This is a genomic window from Exiguobacterium sp. s132 (genome assembly GCF_018617235.1).
GTDB classification, from domain to species: Bacteria; Bacillota; Bacilli; order Exiguobacteriales; family Exiguobacteriaceae; genus Exiguobacterium; species Exiguobacterium profundum.
Genome location: NZ_JACSJU010000001.1, coordinates 74,930 through 96,343, shown reverse-complemented (window position 1 = coordinate 96,343; position 21,414 = coordinate 74,930). Strand labels below are relative to the sequence as shown.

The 21,414-nt window shown below is 48.7% G+C and carries 19 protein-coding genes; 9 read left to right on the top strand and 10 right to left on the bottom strand.

Annotated features, from left to right (window positions below; all coding sequences use genetic code 11):
• Positions 1-47 precede the first annotated feature (47 nt).
• Entirely contained in the window at positions 48-242 is a 195-nt protein-coding gene (locus KNO78_RS00495; protein ID WP_015880991.1) for a YjzD family protein, read from the bottom strand.
• A 162-nt stretch (positions 243-404) separates the two neighbouring features.
• Between KNO78_RS00495 and KNO78_RS00490 the strand changes: the two genes are divergently transcribed.
• Complete coding sequence (locus tag KNO78_RS00490; protein ID WP_074037635.1) at positions 405-1,217, top strand: Cof-type HAD-IIB family hydrolase; 813 nt, start codon at positions 405-407, stop codon at positions 1,215-1,217.
• A gap of 49 nt (positions 1,218-1,266) precedes the next feature.
• Here KNO78_RS00490 and KNO78_RS00485 read toward each other — a convergent pair whose 3' ends face one another.
• The 8 genes from KNO78_RS00485 to KNO78_RS00450 form a co-directional block, all read right to left on the bottom strand.
• A complete protein-coding gene (locus KNO78_RS00485) occupies positions 1,267-2,115 on the bottom strand; it encodes a YitT family protein (protein WP_031421243.1) in 849 nt (282 codons plus the stop codon).
• A 146-nt stretch (positions 2,116-2,261) separates the two neighbouring features.
• Positions 2,262-4,559 (bottom strand): glycoside hydrolase family 65 protein, encoded by a 2,298-nt coding sequence (locus KNO78_RS00480; RefSeq protein ID WP_214691216.1) that lies wholly within the window; start codon positions 4,557-4,559, stop codon positions 2,262-2,264.
• Between the two features lie 209 nt (positions 4,560-4,768).
• Positions 4,769-5,188, bottom strand: a complete 420-nt coding sequence (locus KNO78_RS00475; protein WP_074037637.1) for a YflT domain-containing protein — start codon at positions 5,186-5,188, stop codon at positions 4,769-4,771.
• A gap of 115 nt (positions 5,189-5,303) precedes the next feature.
• A complete protein-coding gene (locus KNO78_RS00470) occupies positions 5,304-6,362 on the bottom strand; it encodes a LacI family DNA-binding transcriptional regulator (protein ID WP_015880986.1) in 1,059 nt (352 codons plus the stop codon).
• Between the two features lie 55 nt (positions 6,363-6,417).
• Positions 6,418-7,920 (bottom strand): alpha-amylase family glycosyl hydrolase, encoded by a 1,503-nt coding sequence (locus tag KNO78_RS00465; RefSeq protein WP_214691217.1) that lies wholly within the window; start codon positions 7,918-7,920, stop codon positions 6,418-6,420.
• A 23-nt stretch (positions 7,921-7,943) separates the two neighbouring features.
• A complete protein-coding gene (locus KNO78_RS00460; protein ID WP_074037639.1) occupies positions 7,944-8,777 on the bottom strand; it encodes a sugar ABC transporter permease in 834 nt (277 codons plus the stop codon).
• A gap of 1 nt (position 8,778) precedes the next feature.
• Positions 8,779-10,131 (bottom strand): sugar ABC transporter permease, encoded by a 1,353-nt coding sequence (locus tag KNO78_RS00455; protein WP_015880983.1) that lies wholly within the window; start codon positions 10,129-10,131, stop codon positions 8,779-8,781.
• A 105-nt stretch (positions 10,132-10,236) separates the two neighbouring features.
• Positions 10,237-11,502 (bottom strand): extracellular solute-binding protein, encoded by a 1,266-nt coding sequence (locus KNO78_RS00450; RefSeq protein WP_074037640.1) that lies wholly within the window; start codon positions 11,500-11,502, stop codon positions 10,237-10,239.
• A gap of 370 nt (positions 11,503-11,872) precedes the next feature.
• Between KNO78_RS00450 and KNO78_RS00445 the strand changes: the two genes are divergently transcribed.
• Entirely contained in the window at positions 11,873-13,657 is a 1,785-nt protein-coding gene (locus tag KNO78_RS00445; RefSeq protein ID WP_214691218.1) for a glycoside hydrolase family 13 protein, read from the top strand.
• Positions 13,658-13,816: 159 nt separating this feature from the next.
• Entirely contained in the window at positions 13,817-15,175 is a 1,359-nt protein-coding gene (locus KNO78_RS00440; protein ID WP_214691219.1) for an MATE family efflux transporter, read from the top strand.
• 23 nt (positions 15,176-15,198) lie between these two features.
• On the opposite strand, the gene KNO78_RS00435 is transcribed toward KNO78_RS00440, so the two are convergent.
• Positions 15,199-15,933, bottom strand: coding sequence for an enoyl-CoA hydratase/isomerase family protein (locus KNO78_RS00435; protein ID WP_214691220.1), 735 nt, complete (start codon positions 15,931-15,933; stop codon positions 15,199-15,201).
• 150 nt (positions 15,934-16,083) lie between these two features.
• Here KNO78_RS00435 and ybaK point away from each other — a divergent pair, with 150 nt between their 5' ends.
• The 6 genes from ybaK to KNO78_RS00405 all read left to right on the top strand — a co-directional run bounded on the left by ybaK (position 16,084) and on the right by KNO78_RS00405 (position 21,326).
• Positions 16,084-16,548: a Cys-tRNA(Pro) deacylase gene (gene ybaK / locus KNO78_RS00430; RefSeq protein WP_159561895.1), complete on the top strand. Its 465-nt coding sequence runs from the start codon at positions 16,084-16,086 to the stop codon at positions 16,546-16,548.
• Positions 16,549-16,567: 19 nt separating this feature from the next.
• Positions 16,568-17,266, top strand: a complete 699-nt coding sequence (pssA, locus tag KNO78_RS00425; protein ID WP_074037646.1) for a CDP-diacylglycerol--serine O-phosphatidyltransferase — start codon at positions 16,568-16,570, stop codon at positions 17,264-17,266.
• 89 nt (positions 17,267-17,355) lie between these two features.
• Positions 17,356-18,105, top strand: coding sequence for a carotenoid biosynthesis protein (locus tag KNO78_RS00420; protein WP_074037647.1), 750 nt, complete (start codon positions 17,356-17,358; stop codon positions 18,103-18,105).
• Complete coding sequence (locus KNO78_RS00415) at positions 18,071-18,769, top strand: lysophospholipid acyltransferase family protein (protein ID WP_074037648.1); 699 nt, start codon at positions 18,071-18,073, stop codon at positions 18,767-18,769. The genes KNO78_RS00420 and KNO78_RS00415 overlap by 35 nt, the downstream gene beginning before the upstream one ends.
• Complete coding sequence (locus KNO78_RS00410) at positions 18,766-19,833, top strand: glycosyltransferase family 2 protein (protein WP_214691221.1); 1,068 nt, start codon at positions 18,766-18,768, stop codon at positions 19,831-19,833. The genes KNO78_RS00415 and KNO78_RS00410 overlap by 4 nt, the downstream gene beginning before the upstream one ends.
• 26 nt (positions 19,834-19,859) lie before the next feature.
• Positions 19,860-21,326 (top strand): phytoene desaturase family protein, encoded by a 1,467-nt coding sequence (locus KNO78_RS00405; protein ID WP_214691222.1) that lies wholly within the window; start codon positions 19,860-19,862, stop codon positions 21,324-21,326.
• Positions 21,327-21,414: the final 88 nt, after the last annotated feature.

Below are 21,414 nucleotides of genomic sequence, written 5' to 3'. Positions count from 1 at the left end.
AAGAAAAAAGACTGACTCATGCACGAGTCAGTTTGATTGTAGACGGCTTACTTCTCTTGTGCAACGTCGCTGATTCCCATGTCTTGATTCAAGACATCGAGAATTGCAACGAAGATTGTGATGGCCACGCCAAATCCTGTCGCGAGCATCGCGTTGAACTCTACACCATCAACGGCAGAAATGATAAATACCGCTGTATTTGAGAGCACAATCGCCCAGATCAATGTCACTAAATAACGCATTGAACGTCCCCTCCATCTCACAGATGATTCGTAAAAATTCATACGACATTAGTATAGCATTGTTCGAATAGAATATGCGACTTCGATTGTATATTCTTTCCGTCAAATCGAAAAATGTGATACGGTCGTAGAAACATCATTGTGAAGAAAAGAGGATGACTGATGTCACGTTATTTAATCGCAGTCGATTTAGATGGAACGTTATTAAGAGATGATAAAACAATCAGCGAACGAAACCTCCGCGCTCTTCAAGCAGCGCGTGAAGCTGGTCATGAAGTCATGATCGCCACAGGGCGTCCAAAGCGCCATTCGATCATGTACTATGAGCAAATGGGATTGACGACGCCACTCGTCAACTTCAACGGTGCGCTCGTACATCACCCGAAAGATGCGAATTATGCGGTGACACACCGACCGATTCCGCTCAAGACCGCCCATGACATCATTGAAGAAGTAGCGGATACGAAGGCACACAATATCGTCGTCGAAGTGACGGACCACGTCTACTTCCAAAAAGACCCGCAAGAGTTCTATAGTCCATATGCAGAACGTGCGCTCAGCGTCACATCAGGTAACTTGTTGAAGCATTTGCAGGACGAGCCGACGTCCTTATTGATTCATGCGACAAAAGATCACGTCGCGCACGTCCGCACCCAACTCGACGACATTCATGCGGAGGCGGTATTGAACCGTCAGTGGCGTATGCCCGAACATATGATTGAAGTCATGAGCAAAAACACATCGAAGGCACTTGGGCTTCAAGAGGTCTCGAAGCACTTAAACATTGACCGGAAGCACATTATCGCGTTCGGTGACGAAGAGAACGACCTCGAGATGCTCGACTATGTCGGTACCGGTGTCGCGATGGGGAACGCCATCGACCAATTGAAGAATGTAGCCAACGAAGTGACGGCTTCAAATATGGATGACGGGATCGCCCTCTTCTTAGAAGAGCGACTTGGCATCAAGGCATAACGAAAGCACCGACTTAGAAAAGTCGGTGCTTTTTGTGATTCATTCATGTTTAGCGACGGAACGTCCCTTCGACGTCCTCTGTCGGTAAAATATTGATCCAAACCGATGGGTCTGCATCCTTACAGATGCGCGTGATCTCACGCACCTCGTGTCGTTGCGCGACCATCATGAGCGTCGCTTTCTCGACTTTCGAGTATGTCCCGATTGCCGGCATGAGCGTGATCCCGCGGAACACGTGTTGATGTAGTTCCTTTGTCACCTCGTCCGGGTGATTCGTCACGATGAAGAGCGTTTGACGCTGTGTATTCGTGTAAATCTCATCGATGACTTTTGACGTCACATACAAGAAGACGATCGTATAAAGCGCTGTCGGCCATCCGAACAAGGCACCTGCTGCGAGGGCAATCATCATGTTCATCAAGAAGAGATAGACCCCAACCGAGTTGTTCGTAAACTTCGCGAGAATCAGCGCAACGATGTCAAAGCCACCCGTCGAGGCTCCATACCGAATCGTGATCCCCGAGCCGATTGCCAAGAGCACACCGCCAAATACAGCGTTCAAAAGTGGATCGTCCGAGAGAAGCTGCGATTGCGGAAGCAAACGAATGAACAACGTGACCGAGGCGACACTGACCAGCGTATGGATCATCATGTTCCGCCCGAGCATAAAATAACTGACGACGAGCAGTGGTGCGTTCAGAATAAAGAACCAGAGTCCTTCCCCTAATTCAAGCGGTGTACCCTCTAACAATTTCGTCAAGATTTGGGCAAGACCCGTAAATCCTGTCGAATAGACGCCAGCTGGAATTAAAAATAATGTCATGGATAAGGCAACGAACAATCCTCCGATGATCGAGACAACCCCGATTCGTGTATGTTCTTTAACGGCTTCCGTCAAGCTTCAACTCCCCTTTCTCAAAATAGCTAAGAATCAAGATAACATAGATTATTCATGCTGCATACAGCAAATATGCAGGAAATCCGATAAGTTTTTCACACAAAAACAAGCCGACCGAGGTCGGCTTGTTCGTATGAAACGATTGGTCACGCTTTCACTGTCTCGATTGTAATCGATTCATTCGCAGGAACCGTTACCGCATTTCCATACACATGGATGGTCACGTCTGTACCACCTGTTTGCTTGATTGTCACTTGTTCACGTGATGATGTGACCGTCAAGTGATGGCCGCGCCAGAGCATATTGAACGAGTAACCGTTCCAATCCTTCGGAGTCATCGGGCTGAACGAGAGGTTATCCTCTTGAATGCGCATTCCAGCGAACCCATGAACGATGGACATCCACGAACCGACCATCGACGTGATGTGCAATCCGTCTTCCGTGTCATTGTTATAGTTGTCGAGGTCAAGGCGCGCCGAACGTTGGTACAATTCGACCGCTTTGTCTTCATAACCGACTTCTGCCGCAATGATCGAGTAGACACATGGTGACAAGCTCGATTCGTGAACCGTGCGTGGCTCGTAGAAGTCAAAGTTTGCACGTTTCTGTTCGACCGTGAAGCGGTCACCGAACGTATAGAGTCCTTGGAGGACGTCAGCTTGTTTGATAAAGTTCGAACGAAGGATGCGATCCCATGACCAGTTTTGGTTGAGTGGAAGATGTTTCGGATCGAGGTCTTTCACCAAAATCTGCTCTTTATCCATGAATCCGTCCTGTTGCATGAAGACATCTGGAACGAGATCATCTTTTGGATAATACATCTTCGTTTGGATGTCCGCCCACTTCGCAAGTTCAGCGTCCGTGATGCCGAGTGTCGACACGAGCTCTTCGAGACGTGCAGGTTCTGCTTCTTTCAAGTAGTTGTACACTTCCTGCGTATATTCGAGCGTCCATGCGGCGATCAAGTTCGTATACCAGTTGTTGTTGACGTTGTTGTCATATTCGTTCGGACCTGTGACGCCTAGGATCATATACACGTCTTTGTGCGGGACAAAGTTGACGCGGCTAGCCCAGTAACGCGAGATCTCGACCAATACTTCCAATCCGTATTGTCCAAGGTACGACTTGTCGCCTGTGAAGTTCGTATAGTTGAAGATAGCATGGGCAATCGCACCGTTACGGTGAATCTCTTCATGCGTGATTTCCCACTCGTTGTGGCACTCTTCCCCGTTCATCGTGACCATCGGATAAAGCGCGCCTTCCATACCGACATTCTTCACAGCATTCTCTTTTGCCTGTGGCAGTTGATTGTGACGGTATTTGAGCAAGTTCCATGAGACTTCTGGTTTGGCTGTCGCCAAATAGAAGTGGAGGCAGTAGGCTTCAGTATCCCAATACGTCGCACCGCCGTACTTCTCACCTGTGAATCCTTTTGGACCGATGTTAAGACGTGAATCTTCACCTGTATATGTTTGATACATGTTGAAGATGTTGAAACGGATTCCTTGTTGTGCCTCGATGTCTCCATCGATGCGAACATCCGCATCTTCCCAGCGTGCGAGCCATGCTTCCGTCTGTTCAGCGAGAAGTGTCTCAAATCCTTTTTCAAACGCCGCTTCGACACGTGTCATCCCAGCTGACTGCAATGCTTCAACCTCGTGGTCGCGGTTCGTGACGACCGACACATACTTGTAGGCTGTCGCTGTCTCACCGGCCGTTACGTTGACCGTGAATTTATTGGCAACAAACAAATCTGTCGCTTCAAGCACTTCACAACGAGCACCTTCGACGTCCGCAATCATCGATGCCGTGACATGCCAGTCGAGTTTCTTCGTCTTCGTCGTAACGAAAGCGAAACGCTCTTCCACACCACGGTCGACCGGAAGCCAGAACTTCTCATCGTAGTTCGAGTCTTCGTTGACGACATCGCCATCTAAATATGGAGTGAACTCAATTTTTGCTTCGTAGTTGACTGGTGTGACGTTGTAACGGATTGCCAAGACTTCTTTATCCACGATCGAGAAGAAGCGGACGACTTCCACTTTCGTCTCTTCTGTCCCGTTCATCAAGGTGAACGTCCGTGTGAGGACACCACGCTGCATGTCGAGCTCGCGAGTGAAATCTTTCACTTCCCATTTTGCCAAGTCGACCGGTGTACCATTGATGACCACGCGGAGACCGATGACGTTTGTCGCATTCAACACTTTGGCAAAGTATTCAGGGTATCCGTTCTTCCACCAACCGACACGTGTTTTGTCCGGGTAGTAGACGCCCGCCACGTAGAATCCTTGGTGCGTATCATTCGAGTAATCTTCCTCAAAGTTTCCTCGCATCCCCATATGCCCGTTCCCGAGCGATGTGATGGATTCTGCAAGACGGTTCTCTTTCGGGTGAAGACCTTCCTCTGTTACTTTCCATTCATCGACTGCAAACAATCGTTTCATCTGTCTGCCACTCCTTTTTTCTCTACAAGGCTACCTTCGACGGACAACTAGTTCATGCAACCGTTTGTCTATGAAAGCGCTGTATTTAATCTCACCTTTCATTTTACACAACTGAAACGAGAATGCAATCGTTTGCATAAAACTTTTTCTTTCTTTTTTTCATCACATTTTACAATCAAAAAAACCGCCTCTCATCGAGACGGTTTCAATCAATCTTTCTGTCCATTTTCCGGATTATCACCAAACGCCGCATTCGCTTCGTGTCCCTCGAATACCGCACTTCGCCCATCATTGAATCCGGTATCAGGTTCGTCGATGACAAGTGCATATCCCCCTTGTTTGATTGTAGAATGCGCCTGTTCGATTTCGTCGTCCGCGATCCCTAAATCGGTGAGCGCCTGTTTCGTATCCCGATCCTCGCTTCCCCCTCCGTTGAGGTTGTCTAACCAAGATGTGTCACCTTCTTCTACGTTTAGGTTCGTCTCTCGTTTAAGAACGTGAACGGCTTCATCCCGCTCCGTTACGACAAATAGTTCCCCTTCATCGTAGCCATTTTCTTTCAGCTCATTAATTTTTGACAATAGGCTTTCTTTTGTGTCGAATGTCCCGACAAATCGTCTTTCGCTCATCTCTATCCATCCTTTCGATTTCGATTCCTTCGTGAAACTTGTTCCCTACTTCATGAAGCTTCAATCAAAAGGATATGCAAAAGACGACTCCGCTATGGCGAAATCGTCTGATCAATCAAGAATTCGATTCTAATGTTTCCGTCGCTTTACTCTTCTTCTGCCCACATGATTGGCGGACGACCAAATAATGTGGCACGATGACACGCTTCCCATAAGGTGGAGCGTTATCACTGATTTGTTCGATCAAGCAATTCGTCGCCTCGAAACCGAGACCGAAGATGTTAATTTCGACCGACGTGAGCGGCGGGTTCGAGTGCTCCGCGATATAAACGTTATTGAAACTAACGACCGCGACGTCCTCTGGGATTTTGAGCCCCATCTCGCTTAACGTACTGATGACACCGAGTGCCATCATATCATCACTGACGACGACAGCTGTCGGTGGTTCCTCGTTTTGTAACAGTTCACGGACGGCCTTCGCGCCACCCTTCGTCATGAATTCAGCCCGGGCGATGTAATCTTCGCATACCGGGATTCCTGCTTCCATGAGGGCCGTCGCGTACCCGTTCCGACGATCTTGTGTTACGGCGAGTTTATCCGATCCCCCGATGAAGGCGATACGACGATGACCTAGGTTATAAAGGTGCTTCGTCACTTCACGACCAGCCAAATAGTTATCCGTATCGACGTAAGTGATAGAAGAAGCGTCCCCGAACGGCTTCCCGACCACGACGAACGGAAACTTCGTTTGACGTAAGTATTGGACGACTTGGTCGTCTTCACGTGAATAAAGAACGATGACACCGTCGACACGGCGTCCTTGAACCATCTCGATCACACCGGACAAAACTTCTTCTTCTGTCACGCCGGTCGTCATATAAAGCGAGTATCCATTCTGGTGCGCCTTCGTGCTAATTCCTCGTAGCACTTCTGGAAAGAACGGGTTTTGAAGTGTCTTTGTTGCCGCGCTCGGCATGACGAGACCAATCGACTGCGTCGAGCGGTTAGCGAGACTTCTCGCATGAATGTTCGGATGATACCCGAGCTCTTCCATGGAACTTCTGACCCGTTCTTTTGTCTTTTGACTGATTCTTGGGCTGTTGGCGATGACGCGAGAGACTGTCGACGGCGCGACGTTCGCGTGCTTCGCCACATCTTTGATTGTGATTTGCATGGTGTTCCCCCCTGCTTCCGTGAGTTCGATTCGTGCCTTGCGGCGTTTCATGTCTTTATTTGCGGCGCTTCCACATGACCAAACCAGTCAAGAAAATCGGAATCGTTACGACGAGCAAGCCCATCATCCACGGATTGACCGAAGATTCCTCAACGATGTAAGCGTTCGCACTTTCACCAGATAGTTCAATTGTAAACGTTCCGCGCTGATCTGTGACCAGTTGTGAGAATAAAAGACCACGAAGTCTCATATCTTCCCCGATTTCACTGACATCGATCTCAATTTCTCGATTGTCACGATTCATGTTGATTGCATAGAGCGCAACGTCATCTCCGTCTTTCCGTTCGAAGACAGCCATCCCATCTTCCGAGGCGATCATGCGTTGCTCTCCTGTCGCAAAGACCGGATACTCTTCCCGCATGCGGTTCATGGTCGCAACGTATTCATGCAACTCCTCATTTCCCGGGAATTCCGTCATGACACGGTTCGCCGGGTCGGTTCCACCGGTCTGCGCATTTTCTGTCCCTTGGAAGACGATCGGCATACCAGGTGACGCATAAAGCGCGAACAAACCGAGGCGTAAGCGTCGTTCCGCCGATTCCACACCACCGAGTTCTGCCATATGCATGAAGCGTTCGACATCGTGATTATCGAGGAATGTCGCCATCTGATTCGGGTCGTTGAAGAACGTTTCGGCATAGCTTGCGGCAACGTCAATCTCGTCGACGTTCGCTTGCTGTTGCGTCATCGTTTTCGACACACGGTCATAAAATGTAAAGTTTGTGATGCTGTTGAACCCGAGATCGTCATATTGCGCGACGTATTGCGGATCTGGGTCGAACACTTCGGCGAGTAAGTAAAAGTCTGGGTCGACCGACCGCACACCTTCGACAAAGTCTTTCCAGAATGCTTTATCGACGTGACGAACCGTATCGAGGCGATAGCCGTCGATGTCCGTCTCTTCGATCCAGTACTTCGCCGCATCAATCAAATACGATTTGACTTCCGGATCCTCTGTTTTGAAGTCAGGTAAGTCGAACAACCAGTGCGTCTCGACTTGCTCCTGGTCTTTCCAAAATACAATCGGTAACTGTTCATGGAACCATTCCGGCTTTTCTTTAACCCACGGGTGGTTCGGACCGACATGGTTGACGACGAAGTCGAGAATGACTTTCATATCTCGCTTGTGCGCTTCCTGAACGAGTTCCTGTAAATCCTCTTTCGTTCCAAACTGTGGATCGATGTTATAGAAATCTTTAATCCAATACCCGTGATAGCCGTCCGGCATATTCTCAAAAACGGGCGTCAGCCAAATCGATGTGAAGCCGAGTGATTCGATATAATCGAGCTTCTCAATGATTCCACGGATATCACCACCGTGAAATGCTTTCGGATCATCTTTGTCCACCTGTTCATTGTTGTCCGGATTTCCGTCAACAAATCGGTCGACCATAATAAAATACATGCGTTCTTGTTCCCAAGTAGCGGCTTCCTTTGCTCCGACGACGGTCGGAAACAAAAGAAGCGACAGGAGCACGAGCACGACGCCTCGCCTCATATCGCTTCCTCCTTTTACGAGTATTATCCTTTCGTACCACCCGCTGTGAGGCCAGAAACGAAGTAGCGTTGGAACATGAAGAACAAGATGACGATTGGAAGGGCTGATAGAACTGCACCTGCCGCAAATAACGTGAAGTTATTATCGAACTGTTTCGAAATCATGTTGTAAAGACCAACTGCCAATGTTTGTTTCTCTGGTGAACGAAGGACGAGCGATGCCAAGATAAAGTCGTTGAATGGTCCCATGAAGTTAAAGAGAGCAATCGTTGCGACAATCGGCTTCGCGAGCGGCAAGATGATTTGCCAAAAGATTCGGAGGTGACCAGCACCATCCATGCGGGCTGCTTCGTCAAGTTCTTTCGGAATCGTGTCGAAGTACCCTTTCGCCAAGTACGTGTTCATCGGAATCGCACCACCCGCATAGAGCAAGATGAGCGCTGTATGTGTGTCAAGAAGGTTGAGCATGTTGAGCAACACATAAATCGCGATGATCGCAACGAACTGTGGCACCATTTGAAGGACGAGGAACAAGACGAGCGAGTTCTTCCGTCCGACGAAGCGGTAACGTGAGAAGACGTATCCGGTAATCGTCACCAAGACGACTGAGAGTGCCATCGTGATGAAAGCGATTTTCAACGTGTTCACATACCATAAACTATAATCCGAAATCGTTAGGTCAAACAAGTTTTTGTAGTGAATGAACGTAGGATTTGCTGGAATAATCGTTGACGTAATCGTACGCCCTGGGTTGAACGATGTGCCGACAACCCAAAGCATCGGATAGAGAATGATGATCGACGCAAGCGTCAAGATGACATACGAGATCGCCAAATTGATTCGTTTTTGTTTTTTCATATCAGATCATATCCTCGTCTTTGAAAGATTTTGTCCGACGGAACTGGATCACGGCAAGCGTCATGATGAAGAATGACAAGATGAGTGTGATCGCAGCCGCAAGTCCGTATTGCGGGTTGGCACCGAGAGACAATTTGTAAATCCAAGAAATCAAGATGTCGGTACCGCCGGCCGTTTGTCCAGGTACAGCAGGGCCACCGCCATTAAAGAGATAAATGATGTTGAAGTTGTTGAAGTTGAACGTGAACTGCGTGATCAAGATCGGTGCAGTTGCGAACAAGAGCATCGGCAATGTGATCAAGCGGAACTTATCAAAGATCGTCGCTCCGTCAATTGTCGCCGCTTCATACAAGTCACCAGGAATCGACTGAAGCACACCCGTCATGAGCGTCATGATGAACGGGAAGCCGAGCCACCATTGAATGAGAACGAGTGCCGTACGTGTCGCCGTCGGATCGGTCATCCAGTTGACTGGGTCAAGACCGAGCGCCGGTAAGATTGTCGTATTGAACACCCCGAACGACTCGTTGAACATCGAGCGGAAGATTAAGATCGTGATGAATGCTGGGACCGCCCATGAAAGAATCAAGATTGAACGGAACAAACGACGGAAGCGAAGTCCTTCTTGGTTCAAGAGCACCGCAAGGAAGATTCCGATCGCGATGACACCTGTCGTTGAAGCGACCGTCCAGACAAGCGTCCAGCCGAGTACTCCGACGAATGTGTCACGGAAGATATCAATTTCAAAGATACGCGTGAAGTTCTCGAATCCGACCCATTCGACGAGTTTCGCTGGTGGTGCGTTGTTATAGCGATAGTTCGTGAAGGCGATCAAGAACGTGAAGATCAATGGAAGAATAACTGTAAACACTAACAAAATGAGTGATGGGATTAACATTAAGTATGGGAATCCATGGTCACGCAAGTTGCGAAGTTGCATTTGGAACGATGGAAGGTTTAGATGCTGATCACGAGCGCGACCGACACGATAGGCGTCACGAATGTTCCAAACATAGAACGCGATTCCGAAGAAAAGTAAAATTAACGCGACAATCCCCTCGACCATCAAGAAGATGGAGTGGTCGTTACGAGGTCCTGGCACTTCACCAAGCGTGATCAATCCCCAAAGTCCTCCACGGTCACCTGGTCCGGCGCCCGCCCCTTTGAAAAATAGATCATAGTTTACGGCAAAATAAGATACGACGACGATAAAGAACGCTACCGCCTTCGCGTATTGTTTGTTGTATAACTGTCCGAGTCCCGGAATGATGGAAAGTAGTCCCGCGTTCCGAGCATGGTTTGTAGGCTTGTCCGGGCGTTGGTCCGGTGATTTAGGGTTCGCAATTGCAGCCATCCTCAGTTTCTCCTTTCGATTTGAGCAAATCAATCAAGCAAACGTTTGCTCAATGCTAGAAAATGATGGGGAACGCCATGTGGCGTACCCCGTCATCTCAATTCCTTATTGGTTGTTCGCTTGGATTTGTTGTTCGATGACTTTCACTGCATCATCTGCAGATTTTTGTGCATCTTGTTTACCAGTTGCTACAAGCTGAAGCGCTTGAGCCATTGGCTCCCAGACTTGTCCCATTTCAGGAATGTTCGGCATTGGGATTGCGTTTGTTGCTTGGTCGAATACCGCTTTCGCAACTTCGTTCGACGTGATTGTCTCGTTCGACTCGAGTGCTGCTACTGGTGGGATCTCGTTGTATGCTTCAAACATTGCCAATGCGTTTTCTTCATTCGTCAACTCTTGAAGGAACATTTCAGCCCACTCTTGGTTTTCTGTGTAAGCTGAAAGGGCATATGTTTTCACACCCATGAACGTCTTGATTGGCTCACCGTTCGGAAGTGTTGGCATTGGAGCCGCTCCGAGGTTCACGCCTGCATCTGTGTAACCAGCTACAGCCCATGGTCCGTTCATGACTGAGTGAGCTTTCTTCTCAGTGAAGAGTTGGTCCATCGCTTGGCCGCCAGACTCTCCGATCAACCCTTTAGGGAAGAGGCCTTCTTCGTACCATTTACCGATGTATTCGAATCCTTCAACTGCGCCTTCGTTGTTCAAACCGATATCCGCTGGGTCGAGTGCGCCACCGTCTTCTTTGAACACGTATCCGCCGAATCCAGCGACAACACCGTGTGCGAAGTAGAAGTTATCCCAAAGTGCAAGGAATCCGTACTCGCCGTCAGCTTTTACATCGTTTGACAACTTGTAAAGGTCGTCCATAGATGCTGGAGCTTCAGCCATCAAATCTTTGTTATACATGAGAACTGGTGTCTCAACTGATTTTGGATATCCGTAAGCTTGGCCATCGAACATGACAGCTGATTTCGCAGCGTCTGTGAACGCGTCAAGCGATCCTTCGTCAGCGATTGGAGCCAAGTGACCTTGGTCTGCGATTGTACCAATCTGGTCATGTGGTACGAGCACGATGTCTGGACCTTTTCCAGCTGGACCGTCAAGCGCGAGCTTGTCTTTTTGATCTGTCATCTGTACTTCGACAACTTCAACTTTTACGCCATGCTCTTCTTCGAACGCCTTCGCAACTTCTTTCGTTGTTTCAGACTTTTCGATGTCTTCCCAGATGACGATCTTTTCAGGTTTGTTCTCGCTTGAAGAACCACCTTCGTTAGAAGATCCGTTGTCCGTTCCGCCACCACATGCAGCAAGTGCACCGAATGCGAATACTGCTGTTGAAAGTCCTGCTACCATTTTTTTCATCTTCATGATGAAAAACCTCCCCAAGGAAATAGTATGGTCAGATTTGCGCAATCGCACGACCACGTCAATTTTAAAACTCCGCTACGAAATTGACACGGTAGTGAAAACGTTTGCATCCTCACCTCAATTTTTATTATACAGTTGTGAAAGCGTTTTACAAGTCTTTTTTTACACTTTTTTTACGTCTGTTGACCCATTTATGTAATTTTTAAATGTTTGTTCTCAATTCTTCACTTTTTATGCGTTTCAGCAATTGACAAAATGTAAACGCTTTATTAACCTTTGCTTGAGCAAACGTTTTCGCAACATCTGTTTTCTTTGATTCCCGATGTTGTAAAATGATGTCATCCCCTATAAAGAAAGGAATGTTTTCCTTATGATGAAAGAAGCGATTTATCATCGTGCCATGTCCCCGTTCGTCTACAAATATGATCGCGAGACAATCCACATTCGTTTCCATACGAAGCGAGGCGATATCGAATCTGTCGATTTGATTTGGAACGACCCTTATGATTGGCACGCTGAAGACCCAGCCATGTGGAACTTCGATCCGGATAAGCCGAGCTACTGGCGTACATACGAGACTCCAATGGAGAAAATCGGGTTTGACGACGCCTACGACTATTGGTTCATCTCCATCAAACCGCCGTTCCGACGTCTACGTTACGGCTTCCGTTTGAATGATGGACAAGAGACGGCCATTTATACCGAAAAAGGATGGTTCGAAGAGAAGCCGCTCGATGATACGGGTTACTACTTCTGTGTCCCATTCATCAACCCAATCGATATCTTCCATGCGCCTTCTTGGGTGAAGGATACGGTCTGGTATCAAATCTTCCCGGACCGTTTCGCAAATGGCGATGCTTCGCTCGATCCTGAAGAGACGCTCCCATGGAACTCGACAGAGCCTACGACGACAAACTTTTTCGGTGGCGACTTCCAAGGAGTAATCGACCATATCGATCATTTAGTCGAACTCGGGATCACCGGCATCTACTTCTGCCCGATCTTTAAAGCGACGACAAACCATAAGTACGATACGCTCGACTACATGGAAATCGATCCACAGTTTGGGACGAAAGAGAAATTTAAAGAGATGGTCGACCTCTTGCACGAGAACGGCATCAAAGTCATGCTCGACGCGGTCTTCAACCATGTCGGATATCATCACCCATGGTTCCAAGACGTCGTCGAAAACGGTCCGTCCTCTGAGTACCGTGATTGGTTCTACCTTCGCGATTTCCCGGTTGTCACAGAACCGAAGCCGAACTATGATACGTTCGCATTTGAAAAGAACATGCCGAAAATCAATACAGAACATCCCGAATTAAAAGCTTACTTATTAGATGTCGCCCGTTACTGGGTCGAAGAATTCGGCATCGACGGATGGCGTCTTGACGTTGCCAACGAAGTCGACCATGCATTCTGGCGTGACTTCCGTAAGGCCGTCAAAAATGCGAACCCGGAAGCTTATATTCTCGGAGAGATTTGGCACGATTCACAACCTTGGCTACAAGGTGACCAGTTCGATGCCGTCATGAACTATCCGTTCACGAACGCGAGCTTGAACTACTTCGCCCTCGACCGGACGACCGCTTCGGAGTTCCGTAACGAACTGACACGTGTCGAGATGATGAACACGATGAACGTCAACGAAGTCACGTTCAACTTGATCGATTCGCATGACACCCCCCGCGCGTTGACACGAGCGAAAGGACATAAAGGCAAGTTCAAACTCTTGATGACTTCAATGCTGACTTATACGGGTAGCCCATGTATCTACTACGGGGACGAAATCGGACTCGAAGGCGAACAAGATCCAGGTTGCCGTCGCTGTATGCCGTGGGATGAAGCCGAAGAAGACCGTAATCTCTTCCGCTACATCCAAAAGCTCATCCAGCTTCGTAAGGAACACCCTGCGCTCGCCAATGCCGGCTCATATCGCTTCAACCTGGTCGACGATGCGAACAATGCAGTCATCATCGAGCGGTGTACGAAAGATGAGACTTACTTGGTGTACTTCAATAACTCGGACTCTGCCTCGAAACTGAATCCGCTCGGTTATACAGGAGCCGCCACGGACCTCTTGCATGACCGTGACCTCGACTCACTCGAAATCGAACTCGCTCCATTCAGTGCTGCTATTCTGAAATTGAAATAAATTCGAAAATCACCTGATTCCTTCGGGTGATTTTTTTGTTGAAAATAATTTAGCAAACCCCTTTCTTTTTCATTTCATAAGGAGTAAGATGACCTTTGACATTTTTATAAAACAAATAGTTAATAGAAAGAATTATAGAGAAAAGGGAGAATACACTACATGCAGACGAAACAAACGGAACAGCTGACCCTGTTCAAACTGTCGTGGCCGATTTTCATCGAACTTGCCCTCCACATGGGAACCGGGATCATCGCCACATTGATGCTCGCTCACTACTCAGACGCCGCTGCTTCGGCCGTCGGGGTTGCCAACCAAATCTTAAACGTGTTCTTAATTGTCTTTAGTGTGACGTCTGTCGGGGCGACCATTTTAATCGGTCAGGCCATCGGGGCACAGCGCATGAAGAAGAGTCGCGACTTCGCACGCTCCGCCGTCAGTTTGAACATGTGGCTCGGTGCAATCATGGTCGTCGTCATCTTCTTGTTCGGTGAAACGTTCTTACGCCTGTTCGGTCTATCAGACGAACTGTTTGCGCACGGGCTGTTGTTCCTGCAAATCGTCGGCTTGTCGTTATTCACCGAAGCACTGATCATGGCGCTCAGTTCGATCCTCCGGAGTCACGGTATGACGAAGCACGCTATGCTCGCGACGCTTTTGATTGATATCATCACCGCTGTCGGTGCCATTTTTGCGGTTACCGGCTGGTTGGGACTTCCGGTCACAGGTGTTGCCGGTGTCGCTTGGGCCATCGTGATTGCACGATTCGCCGCTATGGTTCTCTTGTTCTGGCTCGTCAAGCGGAAGCTCATGATCCGCTTCCCGTTAAAAGAAGTGATTCGTCCGAAGAAAGACGACATCCAGTCACTCCTTCAGATTGGAGTCCCTTCTGCCGGAGAGAATTTATCGTATCAGGCATCCCAAATTATCATCACTGGATTTATCGCGACGATGGGCGAGGCTTCTCTCGCTGCTCGCGTGTACGTGATGAACTTGTCAATGCTTGCCTTCTTGTTCACCGTCGCCGTCGCGCAAGGAACCCAGCTTTTGATTGCACGGGATATTGGGGGGAAACGGTTTAAAGAAGCCTATCATCGTGCCGTCAAGACATTGAAGATTGCCATGTTCGCCTCGTTCGTCGCCTCTCTCGGTTTAGCGGTGTTCAGCGAATCGCTACTCGGTCTCTTCACATCAAACCCTGACATCATCGCGGTCGGTGTGCCAATCTTATGGGCGACGCTCATTTTAGAGCCGGGTCGCGCCATGAACATCGTCTTGATGGGGTCATTGAAGTCTGTCGGGGACGTCCGCTTCCCGGTCATGATCGGGATCGCCTCGATGTGGGGCGTCGCCGTGGCGTTCAGCTACTTGTTCGGTCTTCAAATGGGACTCGGCATCCTTGGGATTTGGCTCGCCTTCTCCCTCGATGAGTGGTTCCGCGGATTCTTCGCGTTCCGTCGTTGGAAATACGGGACGTGGCAACAAAAGGGCTTCCAGTTCGAAGCAAAATCAACCACGTAAAAAAGCGGCCGCAGCCGCTTTTTTCATTTCATCAAGAATGCCTGCATCGCTTGGCGGTGCACGTCCGTGTCCCCACACTTCCGTTGCCATTTGATTTCTTCATTCAATCCGTCCTCAAATGAAGCGGCTCGAATGAGCGCCTTCATCCCTTGAACAGCGACCGGTGACTTCCTAGCGAGTGTCTCCGCATATGAAGTCAATCGCTCCGTATACATCGCATCTTCCACGAGCTCAGTGACGAGCCCGAATGTACGCGCGGCATCCGAGTCAATCGTACTGCCACTCCAGAGCCAATCTAATGCGAGGTCGTCGCGCATGAGTCGACGTAAGTGATATGGGCCGCCCGCATCCGCGACCAACCCGATTTTAATGAACGCCGAGCTGAACTTCGTCGACTTGGCGACGATTCGAACGTCTGCCGCGAGTGCCAAACTGAGTCCTGCTCCAGCCACGACACCGTGAATCCCTGCGATGAGTGGTTTCTGACATGAGAAAAGCGTACGTACGAGTGGATGATACACGTCTTCTAAATATTCCCCATAGTCCGCATCGCTCTCGATCGTTAAATCTTGTCCGGATGAGAACGCTCGTCCCTCTCCGACAAGAACGATGACACGAACCGCGTCGTCCTGTTCAAATGTGTCGATTGCCGTTTTCATTTCACGAAGCAACGTCTCGTTCAAGGCGTTTAGCTTTTCAGGTCGGTTCAGTTTCAACCATCCTACTCCATTGTGTGTCGTCAATTGAATCGTCTCCATTTTCATTCCCCTTTCAAAATGAATCACTGTTCATTTCTTCGTCATTCCTTCAAACTCCTTCCTTTACTGAAAAGTTTTTTGAAGTTCAATTGCCGGGAAGTTGGTTGATTTGCTATTCTAAAAGGAGTCGGTCACGAAAGGATGAGTCAGATGCAACTGACAAACGCCGCTCGGCAACTGAAACAGAAGAAGATTCCGTTCACCTATCATACGTATGAAGTTGATGACACCGATGTCTCAGCTAAACATGTGGCGATGACATTGAATAAACCGCTCGACGAACTGTATAAAACGATTTGTCTCATGAACGAGAAAAAGCAATATGCCTTCTTTCTCATCTCTGGAGAGCGTGACATCGATTTAAAAGCAGCCGCAAAAGCTTGGGGGGCGAAGAAAGCATCGACCGTCCCGATGAAAGAGCTCGAGACATTGACCGGTTATATTCGAGGAGGAGTCTCTCCGATTGGGGCGAAGAAGCCGTTCCCTGTCTATCTGCACGAAGCAGCTCAAGACAGAGAGACGATCACCATTTCTGCCGGAAAACGCGGCTATCAAATCGAATTAACACCTGAAGATTTACTGCAATTTACAAACGGGCACTGGTTCAGCCAATGACCTTACTGGGGGCAAAATTATGTGGAAAGAACGTATCCGTTCGTGGGTCCCAAACTCCTTTACGTTCGGAAATTTATTTTGTGGTGTCGTCGCCATCGTCTACGCCGCACGTGGTGACTTCTCAAACGCCACACTGTTAATCATCATCGCGATGATGCTCGACAGTTTAGACGGGCGCCTCGCCCGTATGCTCGGGGTCGCTGGCGATTTTGGGAAAGAATTGGACTCACTCGCTGACATCGTAACGTTCGGGGTCGCACCGGCGATGCTCGCTTATTACACCTTCTTTATTGATTACGGCAATTATGGATTGTTTTTTGCGGCACTTTTCCCGCTATTCGGCGCCTATCGTCTGGCTCGCTTCAATTTATCTGCGACAAACGTTGCAGCGAGTTACTTCTCTGGTGTCCCCATCACGGCCGCCGGGGGACTTCTCGCTGTCATCACAACGTTCGGTGACCGCGTCAGTGAACTGTTGACACCGATTTTCTTCACAGGGCTCGCCTTGTTGATGGTCAGCCGTGTTCGTATCCCGAGTTTTAAAGATGTACCATTGCCACGTCACTCGTTCATCATTACCATCAGTCTCGTCTATGTGACGTATATGATGTTCGCACGTTGGAAAGAATGGCCGACATTTTGGTTCATCGCCATCCCGTTCTATGTCTTATTCATCGCCTTCTCGTTCGTGAAAAGACGAAAACGGATGGCCAATTGAGAGTCTCGTTCAGCGAGGCTCTTTTTTGTACATGCATTTGTTAGACGAAGACTTCAATGAGCTTTAGAATAAAAAGTAGAGGTGATGGAATGAAAGTGTATCCGTTTATTTGGAAATGGTTTATTGTTTGGTATTTCATTGGGTTGATTTTAGTTGGATTCGACCTGCTTCCACCTTGGCTCGAGTGGGCAAACCCCGTCTTTTTATGGCTAGCCGGGGCGATAGGTGGAACAATTCTTTATCAAGGAATTCGACAAGGAGCTTGGATTGTTCCGTTTATTTTCTTCGGTTCAATCGCTGTGGAGACACTCGGCGTAAAGACGGGATTCCCGTTCAGTGAATACGTTTATGCTGAAGCGTTCGGTCCGACAGTTTTTGGAGTTCCTGTCACAATCGGTGCGGCATGGCTTGCCGTGATTGGCTCTAGTTTTGCCGTTGCCCGTCTCTTCACATTCCGCCACAATATTTTATGGCTCGTTCCGATTCTCGCCGTATGGCTCGATATGGCAATCGATCCCGTAGCGGCAAACGTGAAAGGCTACTGGGAATGGGCGAATGACGGCTTATACTATGATATCCCGACACAAAACTTTATCGGTTGGTTCGGGTTATCCCTTATTTTCTCATGGTTGTTACAGCGTCACGAACGCGCTGTTGATTCCTTGTTCATCCGGCACGGCGTCTATTTGTTCGTCATGCTTCACGCACTCTTCGGTGTCACGGCTGTCAATGCAGGTCTCTACGGTATCGGGCTCCTCAGCATCCTCACATCCGGAGTGATTCTACTTGAAAGGAGGGGTCGCGATGATCGAGTCACACAAAAAGAAATGGTTCAATAACCTGTTCTCGACGTTCGTGCGGGAACGTCAAATACGTCCCACCTTCCATAACATTTATATCCGAACGGACGACGTTCCGACCCCCGGATTATTTTTAAGTACACATAGCGCGTGGTGGGACGGTCTCATCATGTATATGATCAATGAACATTTTTTACGACACGATATTCATGTGTTGATGGATGAGGATGGACTACGTCGCTTCCCGTTCTTTCGACACCTCGGTGCCTTCTCGGTGAAAAAAGGAAGTCTCTCCGATGTACGGGCCTCACTGGCTTATGCGAATGAATTGCTCGCGTCCGGGAAATCCGTCTGGATGTTCCCTCAAGGACAAGAGATGCCACAGGAACTTCGACCTGTCGAAATCGAGTCTGGCGCAACGTTGTTACTGAACGACCGCCCCGTCCAATTATGCGCCATGTACTATTCGTTTGAGAACCATGCGGAACCCCTTGTATATGTCCGCTTTCGAACAGTAGTCGTGACGTCGATGACACGACGAGCTCAGAAGCAGGAAATCGCGCAAGCACTCGAGGCGCTCTATGACGACGTGCGACAAGACGCCATCATTCGGTCTGATGCCTATGTGCCGCTCTTTCGACCACGTCGTAATCTTGCTGAATGGACAGAAACGATGTTCCGACTTGGGAGGGGACGTTCATGATCTTATGGCTGCTCACCCTCTCGATGTTTATCTTTACCCTAATCAATCTTTCGTTCTTGAGACCGCTCGCCGACCCAGGACGCACACCGGCGACAGCCGTCTGCATCCCGATGCGCAATGAGTCGCGTCACGTCGATCGACTGATTTCGAACTTAAAGCAGGCGATACCGGAAGGGACTCACGTCTATATCTACGAGGACCGCTCTGAAGATGATACATATGAAAAATTGAATCATGCAATTGGGAGCGATACCCGTTTTACCGTCATCCAAGGTGTTCCTTTGCCCCATGACTGGGCCGGAAAAGTTCATGCTTGTCATCAACTAGCATCACGCACGACTGAACCGTATCTTCTCTTTTTAGATGCGGACGTCACGATCGATTCGAGTTTTATCGCCCGCATGCATGCCACGCTCGCTCGAGAGCAGGCCGTCTTTTTATCAGGTTTCCCTCAATTTCCGACGTCAACATTTCTCGGGAAATTGTTGATTCCGATGCAACACGTGCTCATCGCCCAACATCTGCCTTTGTTTTGGCGTAAAGTGAAACACCCCGCATTTGCCGCGGCGAATGGCATGAACGTACTCGTCGAGCGGAACAGCTACGAGGAAGTTGGCGGACATGCTGCTATTCGAACGTCGTTGATTGATGATATCGATTTATGTCGAACGTTCAAACGTCATCAAAAAGTCACGTCACTCGTTCAAGTCTCCCCGTTCATCTCCTGCGACATGTATGAAACGAATGAAGAAGTGTGGACCGGGTTTTCAAAGAACGTATTCAAGGGAATGAATGAATCAGTAGGACTCGCCTTGTACTTCATGACATATTACGGCATCCAGTTGACGGCTATGCTCGCTTGGATCTTTTCACCGAGTTGGCAGACGATTAGCGCAGCGATTTTCGTGCTCCTCGCGCGTCTCGCTGTCGATCTGAAATCAAATGGGTCCGGTACATGGTACCATCCACTTAGTTTAATCGCTTACTTGACCTTACTCGGGAACGCCGTCATTCGTAAATGGAGACGGTTGCCCATCACGTGGAAAGGTCGTCACTATTCCTAAGCAGACGTCTAAAGGGGGACAATTGTATGAAACAAATCGTAGTGATTGGGGCTGGTCTCGGTGGACTAAGCGCCGCCGTCACGCTCGCAGCACGAGGTTATGACGTCACGGTCATTGAAAAGAATCAACATGTCGGTGGCAAACTCATGCCCATTATAACCGACGGTCACCGGTTCGACTTTGGTCCAAATACGATCACGATGCCGGATGTATTTCGTTCAGTCATTCGAAATAGCGGGGCCAATCCGGATGACTATTTTGAGTTAATCAAGCTCGATCAACATACCGTCAACCACTACACAGACGGGTCATCCTTCACGTTCAGTGCCGATCGGGCAAAACTTGAGGTCGAAGTACGGCGTTTGACCGGTGACCAGTTGAAACACAATCAGATGCGTGCCTATCTAGATGAAGCGGAAAAGCTGTTCGACATTGCGAATAAGCGCTTCTTCACACAAATGGACACAAAGTTGGATCCCGGTCTTTGGGCGGACATGGTCAAAGTGCATCCACTTCAAAGTTTGCACGCCCTTCACAAGAAGTATTTCAAGGACCCACGCATTATTCAGGCGCTCGACCGCTATGCGACGTACATTGGTAGCAGCCCATACGTGACGCCAGGTACGTTCGCCCTTATCGCACATTTGGAATTGAATGAAGGTGTCTATTTTGCGAAAGGTGGAAACTGGAATATCGCAAAAGGGTTCGCCAAACGGGCGAGCGAACTCGGAGTGACGTTCCGACTCGGTCATGAAGTGACGAAAATTGATGTGTTGAACGGAAAAGCACATGAGGTCGTCGTCGATGACCAAGAAGTCATCTCGTGTGATGCCGTTCTTCTCAACGGTGAACTCTTGACGCAATACCCGCGACTCGTTGACGCGAAAGACCGCCCATCTTTCCCAGTCCCGACACGCGATACCGTCGAACCTTCGATTTCCGCATTCGTCATGATGGTCGGATTGTCCAAACGATTGAATTTGGCACACCATAACGTCTATTTCTCAGACGACTATGAAAGGGAATTTAAAGCACTTTTCCAAGAAGAACGTTATGCAGACGAACCGACAATCTATATTTCGAATTCATCCGCAACCGATCCGTCGATGGGCGAGGCAGGAGACAACCTGTTCATCCTCGTCAATGCGCCGGCACATCTGACCGAAATTGATGCAGATACGTATGAGCATTTGATTCGCAGACGATTACGTATGTTCGGTGTGGATTGGGAAGAAGAAGAGGTGCTCTACCATAAGCGGGTGACCCCACAAGATTTGACTCGCGATTTTTATGCGTATTATGGCGCACTTTATGGCACGTCGGCCAACTCGAAAAAAGGGGCATTTTTTAGACCTGCACCGCGATCGACAGATGTATCGAACATCTGGTTCGCTGGCGGTTCGACTCATCCTGGCGGTGGCAGTCCGATGGTGACGCTTTCAGGACAATTCGCTGCACGATCGATGTTAGAGGACATACCTCTGACAATATGAACATTTTGTGAACGCGAGTTTCGACACTTGTCGACAATTGAAAGACGTGATAATATCATATTCGAGTTCAAGCAGTTCTGTAACGTTT